The 18,094-nt window shown below is 67.0% G+C and carries 11 protein-coding genes; 3 read left to right on the forward strand and 8 right to left on the reverse strand.

The features are described 5' to 3' along the window. Nucleotides 1-189: 189 nt before the first annotated feature. Together CHB69_RS10545 and ribA are read left to right on the forward strand one after the other, a co-directional pair. On the forward strand, nucleotides 190-984 hold the full coding sequence (locus tag CHB69_RS10545) for an exodeoxyribonuclease III (RefSeq protein ID WP_089215979.1): 795 nt from the start codon (nucleotides 190-192) through the stop codon (nucleotides 982-984). Further along, on the forward strand, nucleotides 981-2,048 hold the full coding sequence (ribA, locus tag CHB69_RS10550) for a GTP cyclohydrolase II (protein WP_089215980.1): 1,068 nt from the start codon (nucleotides 981-983) through the stop codon (nucleotides 2,046-2,048). The genes CHB69_RS10545 and ribA overlap by 4 nt, the downstream gene beginning before the upstream one ends. 103 nt (nucleotides 2,049-2,151) lie before the next feature. Here the strand turns inward: ribA and CHB69_RS10555 are convergent, their stop codons facing one another. The 4 genes from CHB69_RS10555 to CHB69_RS10570 form a co-directional block, all read right to left on the reverse strand. After that, a complete protein-coding gene (locus tag CHB69_RS10555; RefSeq protein ID WP_089215981.1) occupies nucleotides 2,152-2,958 on the reverse strand; it encodes a LytR/AlgR family response regulator transcription factor in 807 nt (268 codons plus the stop codon). Beyond that, nucleotides 2,955-4,079 carry a sensor histidine kinase gene (locus CHB69_RS10560; RefSeq protein WP_089215982.1) on the reverse strand — a complete coding sequence of 375 codons (1,125 nt, stop codon included), beginning with the start codon at nucleotides 4,077-4,079 and terminating at the stop codon, nucleotides 2,955-2,957. Before CHB69_RS10560 ends, CHB69_RS10555 begins: the two co-directional genes overlap by 4 nt. Before the next feature lie 61 nt (nucleotides 4,080-4,140). Then, nucleotides 4,141-4,659, reverse strand: coding sequence for a winged helix-turn-helix transcriptional regulator (locus CHB69_RS10565; protein ID WP_089215983.1), 519 nt, complete (start codon nucleotides 4,657-4,659; stop codon nucleotides 4,141-4,143). Nucleotides 4,660-4,712: 53 nt separating this feature from the next. Further along, entirely contained in the window at nucleotides 4,713-5,906 is a 1,194-nt protein-coding gene (locus CHB69_RS10570; protein ID WP_170935515.1) for a glycosyltransferase, read from the reverse strand. A 198-nt stretch (nucleotides 5,907-6,104) separates the two neighbouring features. On the opposite strand from CHB69_RS10570, the gene CHB69_RS10575 reads away from it, so the two are divergent. Then, nucleotides 6,105-8,198, forward strand: a complete 2,094-nt coding sequence (locus tag CHB69_RS10575; RefSeq protein WP_089215985.1) for a RelA/SpoT family protein — start codon at nucleotides 6,105-6,107, stop codon at nucleotides 8,196-8,198. 171 nt (nucleotides 8,199-8,369) lie between these two features. Here CHB69_RS10575 and CHB69_RS10580 read toward each other — a convergent pair whose 3' ends face one another. The 4 genes from CHB69_RS10580 to CHB69_RS10595 are packed head-to-tail and all read right to left on the reverse strand — an operon-like array spanning nucleotide 8,370 to nucleotide 18,057. Next, entirely contained in the window at nucleotides 8,370-12,593 is a 4,224-nt protein-coding gene (locus CHB69_RS10580) for a hypothetical protein (RefSeq protein WP_089215986.1), read from the reverse strand. Between the two features lie 2 nt (nucleotides 12,594-12,595). Continuing rightward, nucleotides 12,596-14,506 carry a hypothetical protein gene (locus tag CHB69_RS10585; protein WP_089215987.1) on the reverse strand — a complete coding sequence of 637 codons (1,911 nt, stop codon included), beginning with the start codon at nucleotides 14,504-14,506 and terminating at the stop codon, nucleotides 12,596-12,598. 3 nt (nucleotides 14,507-14,509) lie between these two features. Next, complete coding sequence (locus tag CHB69_RS10590) at nucleotides 14,510-16,618, reverse strand: heme-binding protein (protein WP_089215988.1); 2,109 nt, start codon at nucleotides 16,616-16,618, stop codon at nucleotides 14,510-14,512. After that, nucleotides 16,618-18,057: a multiheme c-type cytochrome gene (locus CHB69_RS10595; protein WP_089215989.1), complete on the reverse strand. Its 1,440-nt coding sequence runs from the start codon at nucleotides 18,055-18,057 to the stop codon at nucleotides 16,618-16,620. The genes CHB69_RS10590 and CHB69_RS10595 overlap by 1 nt, the downstream gene beginning before the upstream one ends. Nucleotides 18,058-18,094 lie beyond the last annotated feature (37 nt).

The following is an 18,094-nucleotide window of genomic DNA, read 5'->3' on the forward strand; positions in this document are numbered from 1 at the left end:
GATCCGACCGACCATGAACCGTCGCCCCAGCGAAAGCTGGGGCCGTCGTCCTCTTGTCGCAGCGCTGGAAGAACAGGCCGATAGCGGCCCCAGCTTTCGCTGGGGCGACGGCCGGTATCGTCCGCTTCCCGCCATTCTCCCACGGCAGCGCCATTGCGAAGGCCGGCGGCCGCCGATAGAGCCATTGCCATGACACGCACCAGCATCGCTTCGTGGAACATCAACAGCGTCCGCGCCCGCATCGGCATCGTCGAGAAGTTCCTGCGCGAAGAGGCGCCCGACATCCTGTGCCTGCAGGAAACCAAGGTCGAATGCGGGCTTTTCCCGAAAAAGATGTTCGAGGAGCTGGGCTATACCCACATCGTCACCAACGGCCAGCGGATGCACCATGGCGTCGCGATCGTCAGCCGGCTGCCGCTCGCCGAGGTGCGCAAATATGACTGGCAGGCGAATGGCGAGGCGCGGCACATCGGGGTGACGCTGCCGTCGGGGGTGCGGCTCGACAATGTCTATATCCCGGCGGGCGGCGACATTCCCGACCGCGATCTCAACCCCAAATTCGGCCAGAAGCTCGACTTCCTCGGCCGCATGACCGAATGGTCGAGCGCGCTGAACGGCGCGCCGACGGTGCTGACGGGCGATTTCAACGTCGCGCCGCTCGAAAGCGACGTGTGGAATCACAAGGCGCTGCTCGACGTCGTCAGCCACACGCCCATCGAGGTCGAAACGCTCGCGAAATTGCAGGCGGCGTCGGACTGGGTCGACCTCGGCCGCCATTTCGTCGCCGCACCCGAACCGCTCTATACCTGGTGGAGTTACCGTGCGAAGGACTGGCTCGCGTCGAACCGAGGCCGCCGGCTCGACCATATGTGGGTGACCCCCGACCTTCACGAGCGCGCGCACGCGCATCGCGTCGTCCAGCCCGCGCGCGGCTGGGAACGCCCGTCGGATCATATCCCGCTGGTGACGGAGTTCACCTTTTGAGCGAGACGCCGAGCGATCCCGCGGCGCGGCGTGCCGCGCGCGCGATCGACGCGCTGCGGCGCGGCTGGGCGCTGCGCATTACCGGCGCCGACGGCGCGCTCGACCTGATCGCGGTCGAAAGCGCGCGCGACGCGGCGCTCGCCGGTTTCGCGAGCGGCGACATATTGCTCTCGGGCGAGCGCGCGGTGACGCTCAAGCTCACCAACCAGCGCCCCGCAGCCACGCCGGGGCCGGTGCGAATCGCGGGCGCGGCGGAGAGCGTCGCGGCGGCGCTTGCGATCGCCGACCCCGCGCTCGATCTCGCCAATCCGCTCAAGGGCCCATTCCGCACCGTCGCGACCGGCGGCGAGGCGGCGGCCGCGGCGGCGATGACGATGGCGCGCCACGCGGGGCTGCTCCCGGCCTTTTTCGTGCGCGACGCGTCGGGCGAGGCCGAGACCGAGTGTTCGGCGGGCGATGTTGCGGCGCTGCTCGACCCGGCGCGGCTCGAGATCGCGGCGCGCGCCCGGCTGCCCGTCGAAGCGAGCGAAAGCGCCGAGATCGTCGCCTTCCGCTCGCCCGAGGAGGCGTCGGACCATGTCGCGCTGCTGATCGGCAAGCGCGACGCGAACCCGCCCGTCGTGCGGCTGCACAGCGAATGCCTGACCGGCGACGTGCTCGGCAGCCTCAAATGCGATTGCGGGCCGCAGCTCCATGCCGCGCTTCACGCGATGGCCGGCGCGCCGTGGGGGGTGCTGCTCTATTTGAGGCAAGAGGGGCGCGGGATCGGCCTCGTCAACAAGCTGCGCGCCTATGCGCTGCAGGATCAGGGCTATGACACGGTCGATGCCAATTTGCGCCTCGGTTTTCCGGTCGAGGCGCGCGATTTCGCGATCGCCGCACGGATGCTCGAGCTGCTCCACGTCCCGCGCATCCGGTTGATGACCAACAACCCCGAAAAGGTCGCGCGGCTGGAAAAGGAGGGCGTCGAAGTGGTCGAGCGCTTACCGCTCGCGCTGCCGGCCAATCCGCACAACGAACGCTATCTCGCGACGAAGCGCGACCGGACGGGGCATCAGCTCTGACCGCGAGGTCGCTATTTCGACTCGCACAAAGGCACGAAGCCACAAAGACCATACCCCACCGTTTGGGGAATCTTTGTGGCTTCGTGCCTTTGTGCGAGTCAATTCAATGCACGAACCTTGCCACCACGTCGCGGTAGCTGCGGCTGACCTTCACCTGCGCGCCCGATCCGAGGACGAGGAAGCATTCGCCGTTGGTGTGCGGCTTGACCTGCTTGACCTGCGACAGATTGACGATCGTCGAGCGGTGGACGCGCTGGAAATTCCGCGGGTCGAGCCGCTTTTCCAGATCCTTCATCGTCTCGCGCAGGATCAGGCTGTTGTCGGCGGTATAGATGCACATATAGTCGCCCGCGGCGTCGATGCGTTCGATGCTGTCGACGTCGACGCGGAAGATCTGGCCGCGATCCTTGATATTGATCATCTTTTCATAGCGCTCGGCCGCCGGCGCCTCGGCGGCATGTTCGCTGTCATATTCCTCGACCGCTTCGGGCGCGACTTCGGCAAGCACATTTTTGAGCCGCTCGACCTCGGCCGCGCCGCGCTTTTCGGTGAGGCGCTGGCGCACCCGGTCGAGCGCGTCGGCGAGCCGTTCGGGCTCGACCGGCTTGACCAGATAATCGACCGCCTGCGCTTCGAAGGCGCGGATGGCATGGTCGGAGTAAGCGGTGACGAAGACGACGAGCGGCGGCTCGACCTCCATCAACCCCTGAATCACCGAAAATCCGTCGAATCCGGGCATCTGGATGTCGAGGAAGACGAGGTCGGGCTTGTGCGTCTTGATCTTGCGGATGGCCTCGCGGCCGTTCTGGGCGGTGTCGACCACTTCGACATCGGGATGCGCTTCGAGCCGCAATTGCAGGCCCTGGGTCGCCAATTTCTCATCATCCACCAGGATGGTTCTGATCGTCATGTTTGTCCGGTTCCAATCCTTGCTTGTCCATCGGGTTGAAACGGAAACTCGATCGTGACCGTGAAGCCGCCGTTCGCACCCGCCTGCGCCTCGAAACGCTGCTGATCGCCAAAAGCCTGGGCCAGCCGGTCTCGGATGTTTGCTAAACCCACGCCGGTCGATTCCGTTGCATGCCCCGTCGTGGGGTCGGGGCTGCCCGCTGGCAATCCCGTGCCGGTGTCGGTCACGACAATCCGAACCTTTTCACCGGCCAGCTGTGCCGAAATGGTGATGTCGGCGCCTTCTTCCTGCGGGGTGACGGCGTATTTGATCGCATTTTCGATCAGCGGCTGGAGCAGAAGCGAGGGCAGGCGCGCGCGCGATACGGCGGGGTCGATCGCGAAATGCGGGCGCAGCCGGTCCTCGAAACGCATTTTCTCGATGTCGAGATAGAGCTTCAGCGTCTCGATCTCCTGCGCCAGCGTGACGCGCGCGGTCGGCTCGTTGGCGAGCGTGTAGCGCAGGAAGGCCGACAGGCGCGAGAGCATCGCGTTCGCAGGCTCGGACTGCTTGAGCAGCACCAGCGTCGAAATGCTGTTCAGCGTGTTGAACAGGAAGTGCGGGTTGAGCTGGTAGCGCAGCATCGCGAGCTGCGCCGACGCCGCCTGCGCCTCGAGCCGCAACATGCGGTCATTCTGTTCCTCGAGCTGGAGGAAATAGTTGATCGCATAATAGAGCGCCGACCAAGCGCCGAGTGAGGTCGCGTCGACATAGACGAGCGCGAGGAGCAGCCCGGTGAAGCCCGATTCGCTGTCGGGCTTCAATATCTGCAGGAACCAGGCGTCGATGAAGGCCCAGATCGCGGTTGCGGTCGCGAGCAGGCCGAAGCTCGCACCCCACATCAGGATCGGGCGGCGGTTGATCAGCGCGCGATAGCAGACCGAAAGCAGCAGGCTGAGCGAAAAGCCGGTGATCGCCGAGACGAGCACGGGCAACAGGAAGTCGAAGCTCTGCCCGCCGGCGAGCCCCGACACGCCGCGCAGCCCGAGCCACGCGATCCATCCGGCGATCTGGAGGTTCCAGAAGGCGCGGACCTTGTTGCCGAAGAAAGGCCCCGGCGAGGAAAGACCGAAAAGCGGCATCGAGGGGGTCTGGCTTGCTATATTCGCTGTCCCGGCGCGACGCGCCGGTCCCGGCGCGGCATCATTCGGCCGCGACCGGCGCCGCGTGCGTGTCGCTGCGCTGGCGCGCCTGCCCGAGCGGCTGCAATTCGGAGCGATGCTTCCACATCAGCTCGCCATAGCCGAGCGCGCGGCCGTCGTGCGCCGTGATCGTCACGGGTCCGATCGGCTGCTCGTCGCGCGCATCGACGAGCACGGGGGTCGAGGGGACGCCTGCGCCCCACTTCTCGCCCCATTGCCTGAGCGCGATCATCGCGGGAAGCAGTTCGATGCCCTTCTGCGTGAGCTGATAGCGCACCTTGCGGCGATCCTCGGCCATCACCTCGCGCGCCATGATGCCATGATCGACGAGCCGCGACAGCCGGTTCGACAGGATGTTGCGCGCGATGCTCAGCTCCTGCTGGAACTCTTCGAAATGATGGACGCCGTTGAAGGCGGCGCGCAGGATCATGAACGACCAGCGCTCGCCCATCGCTTCGAGCGCGAGCGGCAGCGCGCAGCTTCCATTCAGGTCGTTGAGCGGTTCGCGTAGCTTGTCCATCCCCAAGCACTAACCCATTATGCGGGGCAAAGCCAAATTTTTTGGCATATTGGTCATAGCGCCGCGCGCATCGCGGCAAGCCGCGTTTCGAGCAGGCGAAGCTGGCTGTCGCGGGTCAGCGCCGCGGGTATTTCGCGACGCGTCGCGATGCCGCGATCCGCGAGACGGCTTAGAAAGGCCGCGATCTCGGCCTCGTCGGTCGTCGCGATGCCCAGTTCGTGGCGCGCGACCAGCCGCCCCGAATCCGAACCGGGGTTCGCCAGCGCGATGATCGGACGCCCCGACCCCGCATATTCGAACAGCTTGCCGGGCAGCAGCGTGTCCTCCCACGCGTCGGTGCCGACAACGAGGATCGCGGCATCGGCCTGCGCCTGCGCGGCGAGCGCTTCGCCGCGCGCGACGCGCCCGCGGTCGGCAATCGCGAGGCGCGGGAAATCGCGCGCGATCTGGCGAACGACGTCGGGCTCGGAGCCGTAGAAGTCGATCGCGACGGGGAGCCCGAGGCTGTCGGCGGCGCGCAGCAGCGGCGTCATGTCGCGGCGATCGCCATAGAGGATGCCGGTATAGACGAGCCGCAGCCGGCCGGGATCGCGGCGATGGGGCGGCGCGGCCTCGCCCGGATCGACCCCGTTCATCACCGTAAGCAGCCGGTCGGCGAGCTCGGGGTAATTTGCGGCATATTGCGCGGTCATCCCGCCGCTCACCGCGACCACCAGATCGGCGGCACCAAGCATCGCCCGCTCGTGCCGGGGTTCGAGGGGCTTGTAGAGGCGCGCCGACCATTTGTAGGGATTATGCGCCCATATGTCGCGATTGTCGGCGACGAACAGCGCCCCGCATTTCCGCGCCACCGCGCGCGCGGCGCCATGCACCGAAAAGGGCAGCGCGGTCGAGAGCACGACATCGGGCGCCCCCTCCTTGCCGATCGTCGCCAGCGCGCGGCGCCGCATCGCGCGCGCGACGGGCCAGACATGGTCGGGCCAGGACAAGAGGCGCACCGCGGTGCTCAGCCGCTGGGCGAGCGCGCCGCGATCGGCGCGAAAGCTCGACAGCCGGGTGAGCCAGCCGTCGCGCACATAATCGACCTCGAAGCCCGTCAGGTCTGCGGCAAAGGTCGGCGGCACCGCCTCGCTCGCCCCCGCGACGACGCTCACCTTCCAGCCGCGCGCGGCGAAATAGCGCGCCATCGCGGCCGGACGCGACGAGCCGATCGCGTTGGCCGGCGGAAACCAATAGGCGAAGATCATCAGATGCGGACGCGCTCCCCCACGCCCCGGCACTGCAGGCAAAGCCGTCGAATCGAGAGCATCGGTCCCCATCGCTCCCGGTCGTAGAGGGCGCGGGGAATGCTTCCAACAGGCTTTACCAAAGTTGCTAACCTCCCCTGCGCCGGCGCACATAACTTTCGCGTTGCAATTATTGCACCGGAACCGACATTAGGAGCGATGCTGAGGCAATATGAACTTGTCGAGCGCGTGCGCGCCTATGACCCCGACGTTGACGAGGGATTGCTCAATCGCGCCTATGTCTTCACGGTCCAGAAGCACGGCAGCCAGAAGCGCGCCTCGGGCGACCCCTATTTCAGTCATCCGGTCGAAGTCGCGGGGATTTTGACCGATCTTCACCTCGACAGCGAAACGATCGTCACCGCGCTGCTCCACGATACGCTCGAGGACACGCTGACCACGCCCGAGGAGATCGAGCGATTGTTCGGCAGCGACGTCGGCCGGCTCGTCGATGGCGTCACCAAGCTTTCGAAGATCGAGGCGCAGACCGAGAATGAGCGCGCGGCGGAAAATCTGCGCAAATTCCTGCTCGCCATGTCGGACGACATCCGCGTGCTGCTGGTCAAGCTCGCCGACCGGCTGCACAATATGCGCACGCTGCATTTCATCCAGAATCCCGACAAGCGCCGCCGCATCGCCAAGGAGACGATGGACATCTATGCCCCGCTCGCCGAGCGGATCGGCATGTATGAATATATGCGCGAGATGCAGCTGCTCGCCTTTCGCGAGCTCGAACCGGAGGCCTATGCGACGATCACCGGCCGCCTCGCCAAGCTGACCGCGGGGGGCAAGGACAAGGTCGCCGCGATCAGCCGCGAGTTCAAGGAGCTGCTCGCCGAGGCGGGAATCGACGCCGAGGTGTCGGGGCGCGAAAAACATCCCTATTCGATCTGGCGCAAGATGCAGGAGCGCCACGTCAGCTTCGAGCAGGTGACCGACATCATCGCCTTTCGGGTGATCACCCCGACCGAGGCCGACTGCTATGCGGCGCTGGGGGTGCTCCACCGCAAGTGGAAAATGGTGCCCGGGCGCTTCAAGGACTATATCTCGACGCCCAAGCGCAACGGTTACAAGTCGCTGCACACGACGATCATGCACAACCAGAATATGCGGATCGAAATCCAGATCCGCAGCCGCGCAATGCACGAACAGTCCGAATTCGGCTTCGCCGCGCACTGGGCGTACAAGCAGGGCGGCAGCACCCCCGACGGGCAGGCGGGGTGGATCCGCGACCTGATCGAAATCCTCGAACAGACGCACGACCCCGACGAGCTGCTCGAAAATACGCGCATCGCGATGTATCAGGACCGCATCTTCGCCTTCACGCCGAAGGGGGTGCTGCACCAGCTGCCCAAGGGCGCGACGCCGATCGACTTCGCCTATGCCGTCCATACCGGCCTCGGCGATCGCACGGTGGGGGCAAAGGTCAACGGGCGGCTCGTGCCGCTGCGCACTCAGCTCGCGAACGGCGACACGGTCGAAATATTGTCGTCGGACAAGCAGACGCCGCAACCGGCATGGCTCGGCTTCGCGGTGACGGGCAAGGCGCGCGCCGCGATCCGCCGCCATGTGCGCTCGAAGGAAAAGGTCGAGCTCGCGGCGCTCGGGCGCAAGATGTATGACGAGATCGTCGCGCGCCTGCCGGGGCGGATCGGCGACAAGGCGCGCGCCGCGGCGATCGAGCGGCTCAAGCTCGACGACGATACCGCGCTCTATGTCGCGATCGGCAAGCGCCAGCTTTCCGACGATGCGGTGATGGAGGCGCTCGTCCCCGGCATCACCGCCGAGAAGAAGTCGAAGCCGGGCAAGCTCAGGCAGGGCGCGGCGGTGTCGATCGAGGGGCTGCCCCCCGGCGTCGCCTACAAGCTCGCCGACTGCTGCCACCCCGTTCCCGGCGACCGCATCGTCGGCCTCGCGCGCGAGGGCGAGGGGATCGAGGTGCATGTCATCGACTGCCCCAGCCTCGCCGACGGCATCGACGCCGACTGGATCGACCTGCGCTGGCAGGAGGACAGCGAGGGCGGCAATGCGCGGCTGTGCGTCGTGATCCGCAACGAACCCGGTACGCTCGCCGAAATGTCGGGCATCCTCGCCGCCAATTCGGCGAACATCACCAATTTGCGCCTGTCGAACCGCGAGGGCGAGTTCCACACCTATGACATCGTCGTCGAGGTGCGCGACGTCCACCATCTGATGCGCATCCTGTCGGCGCTCCGCGCGTCGGACACGGTGGTTCAGGCCGAGCGGCTTTAGGTGGGATTGCAACGGCCGCTTTGGGGCGGGGAACTGACGTTCGCCTGCTCTCTTTCGTCATCCCGGACTTGATCCGGGATCCACAGCAGCGCCGAAGTCATGGGCCCCGGATCAAGTCCGGGGTGACGATGATAAATAGGGCAGCAACCGGTCGGACCCGGACATTCGCCATCAATTTTCGTAGAGAAGCGGCGGCCGCCAGCTCTTATCGTCCACGGCGTCGCTGACCTTGTAGACCAGCCCCTTGCTGTTCAGGAACAGTCTCTCCATCTCGCTGCGCGTGAAGGGGCGCGATCCGATGCGGCCGAAGATCGCCACCTGTCCGCCGGTTTCGTCGACCGCGCGGTCGCGGTCGAGGCCTTTCGATAGCGACAGCGCCGGCGCGGGGGTCTTCGCCCACGCGATCAGCTCGGGCGCCGGCCGGGGCGAGAAGCCATAGAGGCCCGGATTGTCGGGGCTGGTGAGCTGGAGCACCTTGATGCCGTTCCTCCCGTCAGCGACATAGGCGAAGAGCGAGGCGTTGGTCGTCCCGACGATCACATCCTCGGCGTCGGTCATCGCGCCGCCAAAGGTCAGCGGCGGCCACGCCGCCGGCGCCGCGGGCCGGGTGATGTCGACGATCACCAGCCCGTCGGCCTTGGCCGCGACATACATATAGGTGCGCGCGAGATAGAGCTTGCGCGCGTCGGCGATCCGCACCGTGCCCGCGGGCACCGGCACCGGCCGGTCCATATGGGTGATGTCGAACAGCTTCACCCCCTCGGCGTCGGTGACCCAGAGGTAGCGGAACTGCACCGCGCTCGCGCGGGCGTCGGTCAGCGGCAGCTCGGCCGTGATCTTCGGTTCGAGGGGGACCGACAGGTCGACGACGATCAGGCCGCTGGCGGCGGTTATATAGGCATAATTGCCCGCGAGGGTTATGTGCCGCGCCCCGGCGAGCCGGTTATCGGGATTCCAGGTCAGCGCGCGCGACAGCTTGTTATTGCGAAACTTGCCGTCGGCCATCGTGTCGATATCGACGAGGATCAGCCCCTCGACGCTGTCGGTAATCACCGCATAGCGATAGATGGGCGCGAGCGCCTGTTCGTGATTTTCGGGGAAATTCCGACGGATATAGTCGTTGCGCGCGACGCTGATCGGCTGGGTGGTGCCGATCGCCATGCAGGTCGCATCGGCCGTCCGCACATGCGTATCGTGGCCGAGCGGCGAGAAGGGGGCGCGGACGATGCGTTCGGAAAAGCCCTTGTTGCCGATCGAGGCGATGTCATAGACGCGGAAACCGCCCTTGCCTTCGGCGACGAACATATATTCGCCGCGCTGCTGGAGGCAGTTCACCCGGCCGCTCGTGTCCTGGACGATATTGGCGAATTCCTCGAGCGAATGGCTTTCGCCCGACCCCTTCTTGTCGAAGGCCTTGCCGCGCACCCAGTTTTTGAGTTCGCGGTGATTCTGTTCGACGTGGAGGCGCCAATAGTCGGGATAGGCATATTTCTGCAGATAGCTGCCGATCACCGCCTGCGGCTCGTCCCATTCGGTGACGCGCGTCGCCTGAAAACCCTCCTCGAGCCCCGACCAGAGGTTCAGCCCGACGAAATTGACGAAATTGGTGCCCATCAACAGCAGCTGCGACATGATCGCATTATTGTCGTCGGCGGCCGACAGGTGACAGTCGGTGCATTGCTTGGTTTCCTGCAAGCGCACCGTATGCGGGAAATGCGGCGCAAAGGCCTGGCTCGAAAAGCCCGCGGCGGAGATCGGCGGCTGCTGCACATAGATGCGCTCGCGGTTGATGTTGGTCGATGACAGAATCAGCGCCGAGGAGGAGCGGACCGGCGCGATGATGCCGCGCGCATTGCCGTCCGCGTCGGGCTCGCCGGGCTTGGTCAGCTGGTGCCGGCCGAGCTGGAACATCTCGTCGCGCGCCACTTGCGGGTTATAGGTCGCGAAGTTGCGCGTCTCCTCGCCCTCGAAATGGTGCATGCTGGTCTTCCAGTTCGCCTCGATCGGCAAGTGACAGCCGCCGCAGCTCGTCGTCCACGACAAATGGCAGGTGAAGCAGGCCATGCGATCATCGCCGTGCGCGCGGTCGGATTTCGCTACGCCCGGCCCCCAGCCGAAGCTCCCGTCGTCGGCGCCCGAGCGCGACATCAGCTTGGCGCGCGCCGCCTTGGCATTGAAATGCGGCCCCGGCGTCACCGATTGCCTGACCAGGCTGACCTGCCATTCGAGCTTCGGATCGACGATCGAGCGCTGGATCAGCCCGGCGATCTCGCCATCGTCGCCATATTGGAATTCGAAGCGCCGCCGCCCATCGGGGTTGCGCAGCAGCGCGAGGTTGGTGCCCTGCGGCCGTGCCGCGACGTTCGAGGTCAAAAGGTTCGGCCAGGCATCGGCGGTGCCGTGGCAATCCCTGCACGAAATCTCGACCGCATTCGCGACCTCGCCCTGGATATAGCCGTTGCCGTGCGCGTCCTGCGCGAAATGGCAGTCGGCGCACTGCATCCCCTTTTCGGCGTGGATGTCCATCATATGGACCGCCTTGCCGGGGTTGAGGCCGGGCGGCACGAACTTGCCCTCGACCCCCGGCTTTGCGGGATCGGCGCTCGCGAGGCACAGGTCGCGCTGTTTCGCGTCGCTGTAGCTCGCGCAGCGCTTGCGCCATTTCTCGGGGTCCTCGGGGTCGACGATATGCGCGGTGTCGGTGCCATAGGTCGCCATATTGCCGCCCTTGTCGAGCAGATTGCCGCTGCGGTCGCGCTTGAAGATGCCGCGGAAGTTCCAGCCGTGGCCGTGATAGTCGGCGAACTGGGTGTCCCTGTTGCTGTCGTTGACGTCATAGACGTCGCGCAGGAATTCGACGTCGGACCACAGCCCGCGCGGGCCCGCCCCCTCGGGATTGCGTTCGAGCACTTCGTGGACCTCGGCGGCGCTCGGATAGCGCTGCTGCTTGTAGGTCCGGTCATACTCCTCGTCGCTCATCCCCGGCGGGCGCGGCGCGCTGTTGTCGGGGCCGGGCCACATCTGCGGCGCGTCCGATTCATAGTCCCACATCGTGTAGCCGAGGTAGGAGTTCAGGAAGATGTTCGGCTGGTGCATGTGGCAGGTCATGCACTGCGCGGTCGGGATCGCGCGGGTGAAGGCGTGGGTGATCGGATGCCCCGATTCGCCGCGCGCCGGGTCGTCGGCGTGGTCGGGGTCGATCAGTGCGCCATGCCCCTCGCCGCCGCCGTGCGCGCGCTTGCCCGCGATCGCCGGGTCGACCGTCGCGCTCTGGCCGTCGCGGCCATAGGCGGCGTAAAGTAGGCTGTGCCGCGGCTCGCGGTCGTTGGCATAGACGACGTGGCACCCCGCGCAGCCCGACTGGCGATAGTCGCCGGGCTGGTCGTTGGTGCCCATGAACCACATATAGGGGTCGTTGAGGCGCGTCTTGTGGATGTTGAGGATCGCGATCGCGATGCGCAGCCCGGTGCCCGGACCGCGGTTCGATTGCTTGAGGTCGGGGCGGCCGGGTTCCTCGAGCCGCTGGATGCTCCCCGTCGGGTTCGGCAGGCCGATTTCGGGGAATTGCGAATTGATATTGCGCCCGCCGCGCTCGAACACGCGGAACACGTCGCTCGGCGGCACGACGTTCCAGCGCGGCAGCGGATAGAGCCGCGCGAGCGCGCCGCGCTTCGTCTCGCTGTCGGTCAATATCTTGTCCGACGGAAAGGCGGGCCTGCACGCCTCCCTATATTCTTCGGCGGTGAGCCGTGACGAGGGCGACAGGACGCACGCCGCTTCGCCGGTGCGCGTATAGGCCTCGCCGAAGATCGACGTCTTGAACGGGACGATGCCGTTGTTATAGGCGGCGCCCGCCCAGAACATCGCCGCGGTCGACATCAGCGAGCGCTCGGCCGCCTCGATGGTCTCGAGGTGGCACGCGCCGCACGCCTCGCGCGCGACGCGATAGTCGCTCGGGTTGACGAAGCGGATATATTCGGGCGCCTCCTTGTTGAGCAGGGTGTAGCTGCGCTCCGGGTTCGCCGAGCTGTCGTGCCACGCGCCGGGCAGCGTCGGCTGCGGATGCGCGCGCTTCATCACCGCCAGGTTGCGCGGGTCGTCATAGCCGAGCTTCGGATCGCCGACCTCAGCCGCATCGCCGCCATGGCAATCGGTGCAGCCCAAACGCACCGCCGGGGTCGCGTGCATCGTCGGGCGGTCGGTGCGGACGTGGCAGCTGTAACAGCCCTCCGACTTCGCCATCATCTCGGCCTCGCTCTGCTCGCGCGGTGCGGGCGGGGTGAAGCGATAGTCGACCTTTATGGGCTTTTCCTCTTCGGAGGCGCGGCCCATCTGCGCGCCGAAGGCCAGCGACACCGCCATGAAGACGAAGAGGGCGAGGAGCTTGCGGGTCATGGCTAGAAACTCAGGATCGCATTGGCGAGGATCGAGACATAGACGGTGTCGCGGCTCTTGTTTTCGAACAGGTCCTTGAACCCCTTGCCCGGCACGAGCAGCGCCGCGCTCAACCGCCCGACGATATTCTGCGTCGCCTTCGGCCGCCAGATGCCCGCGAGCGACAGGTCCCAGCCGATATCGCTGGGGATCGCCCCCTCGCTGCGCAGGACTTGCAGCGTCGCCGTATTTTCGAACCACAGATGGTTGGCGTTGCCGCTCACCCGCACTTCGGGCGACAGGTCGAAATCGGCGCCGGCGCCGAGCAGGATCGTGCCCGGATTGTTGAAGTTCGACTGCCCCTCTTCCTTCGACGAGCGCAGCGAGTTGAGGATGCCGTTACGGCCATTGATCGAAATCACGCGCCCGCCGCCGGCAAAGGGAATCGTCTGGCGAATCCAGTAGCTCGTGTCGGCGCCGGCGAAGATGGGGTTCTCGAAGATCGCGTCGAAGCCGCCTTCGGTATCATTATAGGGATCACCGTCGCCGGTCGCGTAGAGCCCCGACAGGCGAAAGCGCATCCAGTCGTGGTCATAGCTGAGCTCGGCGGCGGCGAACCCGGCGCGGATCTTCGCGGGCTCGCCGGTGAAGATGCTGCTGCGGTCCTCGCCGAGCGCGGCGTAAAAACTCGCGGTGACGTTGATCCGCCCGATCCGCCCGTCGGCGCTGTAGCCGAGATAGACCGCGTCATAGTCGCGCCCGCGCAAATTCCCGAGCAGCGCCGGGCGCACGGGGAAGCCGTTATGGTCGATCTGAATGTCGCCCTTTTCGCGGTTGATGTTCCATGTTGCCGAGAGCTGGCTGGTCAGCCCGACGAAGGGGAAGTCCTGGCGATAGACGTTGGCGGTCAGGATATAATCGTCGCGCGGGCTTTGGGTGACGTCGTTGAGGCCGCTGTTCGTGTCCTTCTCGAGCCGCCAGAAGGCCGCGAGATTATATTGGAAGCGATTGTTGTCGCGATTGCCGAACAGGCGAATGCCGAGCTGGCTGTCGTTGAACAGGAAGCCGCGGAAGTCGCTCTGGAACGGCTGGATGCCGACGCGGATCGAATGGAAGTCGTATCGGTCGCTGTCGTTGCCGAGATGCTTGTCGATAAAGGCTTCCTGCACCCCCAGAAAGCTGTCGTACCGATGGCTTTTCTTCGACGGGCGCACGTCGAGGACGCGGCGTTCGGGCACGTCGACATAGTTCAGATTATAGGCGAGCGTCAGGCGATATTCGACATCGGGCGGTTTGAACGCGGTGTTGCCCTTGATCAGCGCGACCCCGCCGATGAAGGTCTGCGCCGCGACGAAGCTGCGGTTCCTGCCGAACACGTCGAGGCTGCCGGGACGCTCGGTCGTCTGCACGCCGACCGGAATCGGAAAGGTGCGCGGTTCGAACACGCTGTCCGAAATCGCGTTCAAGACGAAGAACCAGTCGTCGCCCTCGATCGGCAGCCACGGCACCTTCGCCCGGTCGATCGGCCGGTCGCCCTTCAGCGTGTTCTGGTGATAGGGGTCGAACCAGCGTTCCTTGACCACGCCGAGCGTCTCGATCAGCCGCCAGCGGTCGGGGAGGGGAAGCTGGTCCTCGATCCCCGGAAAGGCCTCCGGCGGCGGCGGGCGCAGCGCCCCCTGATTGTCCTGGCTCAGCGGCTCGGGAAGTTCGGGATTATAGCCCGGACGGCGGCGCCCTTCGAGGATCTGGGTAGCGAGATCCTCGCCGACCATCTCCTGCCAACGGGCCGGCGGCGGGGGCGGGGTAAGCTCGTCGAGCGGCGGTTCTCCGACAGGCTGTTCGGCGGCGGGCGGATCCGAAGGCGGGGCGCTCGCGGGCACTCCTTGCGCCGCGAGGCTCGCGATGACCGGCCAAAGGCTGCCCCCAGCCATCATCCGCTAAAGCCCGTCGCAGACATTCTGCTGCGCCGTGTCGAGGAAGGGCGCAAAGGGGCAATTGATATAGCGCAGCCGCACCGTCGCGCCGTCGGCCAGCCGCACGACGATCCGGTCGGCGCGGATCGCGGGCGGCGCGTTGCCGATCCCGCCGACCCGCGCGCCGGCGTTGTGCAGTCCCAGAAAGCTGATCATATCGTCCTGGTCGATGCCGTCGCCCGACACGCCGATCCCGCCGACGAGCCGGTCGCCGCGATAGATGGGAACCGAGCCCGGAAAGATCTGGATACCGTTCTGCAGCCGGTTCTGCCCAGCCGCGACATCGGGCAGCGTCGTGCAGCGCTGCGGTGTATCGGTCGCGCTCGCGCCCGACACATAGGCAAGATGCGCGCCCAGATTGCCGATGATCAGCGCCGATTGCAGCCCGGTCGAAAAAGGGTTGAACTGCGCGATCGGCCGCGACAGCGGGCCGTGCGGCCGCCCGACCTCGCCGTCGGGAAAATAGGGCCGCGAGAGGTTGCCGCCCGACCGGTCGGCAAAGGCGAAGCTGCCGGTCAGCGCCGACGGGTCGCCGAGGAAGCTGCGCACCGCTGGGACGAACTGGCGCACGTCGGCACTCGCGTTCGCCGACAGCTCGGCGCCCGCCTGCACCCCAGAAAAGAAGGTCGCGGTGCGTGCCTTTTGCAAGGACACGTCGGTGCCGAAGATCGGCGCATCGGGCGAGCGGACAATGCCGAGCACCGCGCCGTTGGTGTCGACGACGCTGATCGACACCTGCGCGCGGCTGTCGAGCGGGCGGCGGATCTGCGCGCGCGCGCGGCTCATCACCGCGAACGCTTCCTCGAGCAGCGCGCGCACCTCGGCGGCGGTCAGCGGCGCGCCATTGCTCGCGCCGTCGGTGCCCGCGCGGATCGGGAAGCGGTTCGCGCCGCTGCCGTCGCTCAGCACAAAGGCGTCGGGGTTCGCAAATTCGCTCAGCGTCGCGGGGCGGATGCCCGACGCTTCGCTGCCATAGGCGGTGCCCGCGATGACGGCGGCGTTGGCATAGCCTGTGACCGCGACGAGCGCCCCCGCGCTGGCGCCGAGGCTCGCGAAGCTCGCGCCGCCGCCGGTCATCAGCCCCGAATAGGTCGCGTCGGAAAAGCGCAGGCTCGTCCCGTCGACGGTGATCTTGTCGGCGGTGATGCTCACGGGCGCCTCGAAGCCGCGCGTGCCGGAAAGCGCGATAAATTCCTCGGCGTCGCTGTCGGTGTCGAGGATGTCCGGATCGCTGCCGTAATCGCCGTCGCCCATCACGCCGATGCCGCCGACGAGCACGCCATTCTTGTAAAGCGGCAGTCCGCCCGGATCGGCGGCGAGGCCGAGCGGCGAACGTTTCGGTCCGATCAGCGCCGCACTGCCGGCGCCGCCGAAGCGCGCCGCAAGGTCGCTGCACGGCAGCTGGCTGAACTGCACCCCGAACAGCGGCCCGCTTTCGAGCCCCGCGGTGGTCGGCGCGGGCGGGAAATGCTCCTGCACGATCTGGCTCGCGGTGCGCGTCGAAAAGGCGTTGCCGCCGCTCGAGAGGTAGGCGCCGGTCACCGCCTTGGCGATCGCGCCGGCTTCGGCGGGGAAGCTGACGTTCTGCGCGTCGATATTGTCGCCGTTCGGCGCCGCCGAAGTCGCCGCGGTCGCGCGCGCGCCGGTCATGCGATAGACGGCGAGGACATTGCCGACGCGGTCGGTCACCGCGATCACAGACGGCAGGCCGCGCGCCTGCGCTTCGGCGATCGCATTGGCGAGGATCTGCTGCACCTCGGCGATGCTCAGTGCCGCGGCGGCGGGCGGGGTATAGACGCCGCTGGGCGTGGGGGTCGGCGCGGGAGCCGGAGCGGGGCTCGGCGTCGGCGTGCCGCCGCCGTCCCCGCCGCCGCACGAGGCGAGCAGCAGCGCGCCGAGTGCGGTGAAGGCCGTCGAACGAAACAGCGCGGTGCGCCCACTCGACCCCGTATCCCCGAGCGAAGACGAGGGGCATTGCCGAGCGAAGTCGAGGCGCGGTGCGGGTTCTCGCTCCGCTCGAACGAGCCCCTCGTCTTCGCTCGGGGATACGGGTGGAATTGGAGAGCGCGCCATCACCGCAGCGCCTGAATCGCGCGCACCGCGCGGCCGAGCGCGGCCTGGAAATCGGCGGGGCGATAGGCGTTCGGATCCTTCACCGCGGCATAGGCGCGGTCGATGTCGGCGCGGATGCCCGCCGCGGCGCCGACCGTGATCCGCCCCGACGCCACCATCGCACCGAGCAGCGTGTCGATCCCCATCACCGCCTGCGACGATCCGGCATAGTCGGTGAAGCGCGCACCCACCGACTTCGCCGCGATCGCGTCAACGAGCGCGAAGGTGTCGGTGCCCGAAAAACCGCGCGACGCGAAGGCAGCCTTCAATGCCGAGACGGTCTCACCCAGCCGCGCCGCCGCCGTGACCGCGCTCGCCCGGTCGGTCGCGATGGCGCGATGAAAGGCGGCCGAGCGCGCCGCAAGCTGCTCGGCGAGCGCGGGCGAGGCGAGCCGCGCCGCCGCCGACAGCATGATCAGATTCTCGTCATTATAGGGCGGCATGCCTTCGGGGACGCCCGGGCGGCCGGGGTTGGCCATGCTCGTCTTCACCGGCTTCGCCTGATCGTAGATGCGGCGGTGGCAGCTGTGGCAGTCTAGAAACACGAATTCGGGGAACATCCCCTCGGTCCCGCGCTTCGACCGGAAAAGCGCAAGGCTGCGTTCGAGCGCGGTTGCCTGCCCCACCGCCCACATCTGGACATGGTCGGTGCGCGCGGCGGGGGCGCCGAATTTGCGCCAGCCATAGTCGGCGTCTTCGCTATGATGCGCCTGCAGTGCCGAAAAAAGGTCGAGCTCGAACGAGATGCGCGGATGCCCCGCCGCCATGATGCGGTGGGTGACGAACTGGCCCTCGCCCGCCGCGCCGAAATGGCAATCGACACAGACGCCCGCGCGCACCACCGGGTCCTCGAGCTTGCGCAACCCCGCGCGCAGGTTCGCGAGATGCTTTTCGCGCATTTCGGCGCCGGGGTCGGCGGTGGTGCCGACGCCGGCATAATGGCTCGCGATCCAGCCGCCCGCGGGGCCGTGGCACGATTCGCACGTCACCCCGTCGGCGAGCGGCGCGGTGCCGCGGCTCACCGCGGCGTCGCTGTGGCAGCCGAGGCAGGCGCCCGCGCGGCTGGGGTCGCCGATGCCGAGATTCGCCGCGATGAAGCGGCTGCGGCTGTTCGACAGCACCGCCCAGGCGCGGCTGTGCGCGCCGCCGGGGGTCGAGGGTTCCTGCCATAATTTGAGCTCGTCCTGACGCACGACGGTGCCGTCGGCCTCCATCCGGCCGTGACAGGTCGATCCGGCGCACGACGCGACGCCGAGGAAGCGGCCGCCGCTTTCGCTTTGCGAGCGCGCCGGCGGGGCGGCGAGCGTCGCGGCGAGGACGAGCACCGCGAGGACGCCCGCGAAAACGGCGAGCGCCGCCCACCATCTGTCGCCGCGCTGTGCCGCTGCGTGCCTCGTCATGCCCCGAGCCCCCTTGCCCTGTCCGGCAACCCTAGCG

Origin of the sequence: Sphingopyxis indica, from assembly GCF_900188185.1 — a bacterium.
GTDB lineage: Bacteria > Pseudomonadota > Alphaproteobacteria > Sphingomonadales > Sphingomonadaceae > Sphingopyxis > Sphingopyxis indica.

Coding starts and splice junctions, on each gene's coding strand:
- CHB69_RS10545 (WP_089215979.1), top strand. CDS start 190: ATGACACGCACCAGCATCGCTTCGTGGAACATCAACAGCGTCCGCGCC.
- CHB69_RS10555 (WP_089215981.1), bottom strand. CDS start 2,958: ATGACGATCAGAACCATCCTGGTGGATGATGAGAAATTGGCGACCCAG.
- CHB69_RS10560 (WP_089215982.1), bottom strand. CDS start 4,079: ATGCCGCTTTTCGGTCTTTCCTCGCCGGGGCCTTTCTTCGGCAACAAG.
- CHB69_RS10565 (WP_089215983.1), bottom strand. CDS start 4,659: ATGGACAAGCTACGCGAACCGCTCAACGACCTGAATGGAAGCTGCGCG.
- CHB69_RS10570 (WP_170935515.1), bottom strand. CDS start 5,906: ATGATCTTCGCCTATTGGTTTCCGCCGGCCAACGCGATCGGCTCGTCG.
- CHB69_RS10575 (WP_089215985.1), top strand. CDS start 6,105: ATGCTGAGGCAATATGAACTTGTCGAGCGCGTGCGCGCCTATGACCCC.
- CHB69_RS10580 (WP_089215986.1), bottom strand. CDS start 12,593: ATGACCCGCAAGCTCCTCGCCCTCTTCGTCTTCATGGCGGTGTCGCTG.
- CHB69_RS10585 (WP_089215987.1), bottom strand. CDS start 14,506: ATGATGGCTGGGGGCAGCCTTTGGCCGGTCATCGCGAGCCTCGCGGCG.
- CHB69_RS10590 (WP_089215988.1), bottom strand. CDS start 16,618: ATGGCGCGCTCTCCAATTCCACCCGTATCCCCGAGCGAAGACGAGGGG.
- CHB69_RS10595 (WP_089215989.1), bottom strand. CDS start 18,057: ATGACGAGGCACGCAGCGGCACAGCGCGGCGACAGATGGTGGGCGGCG.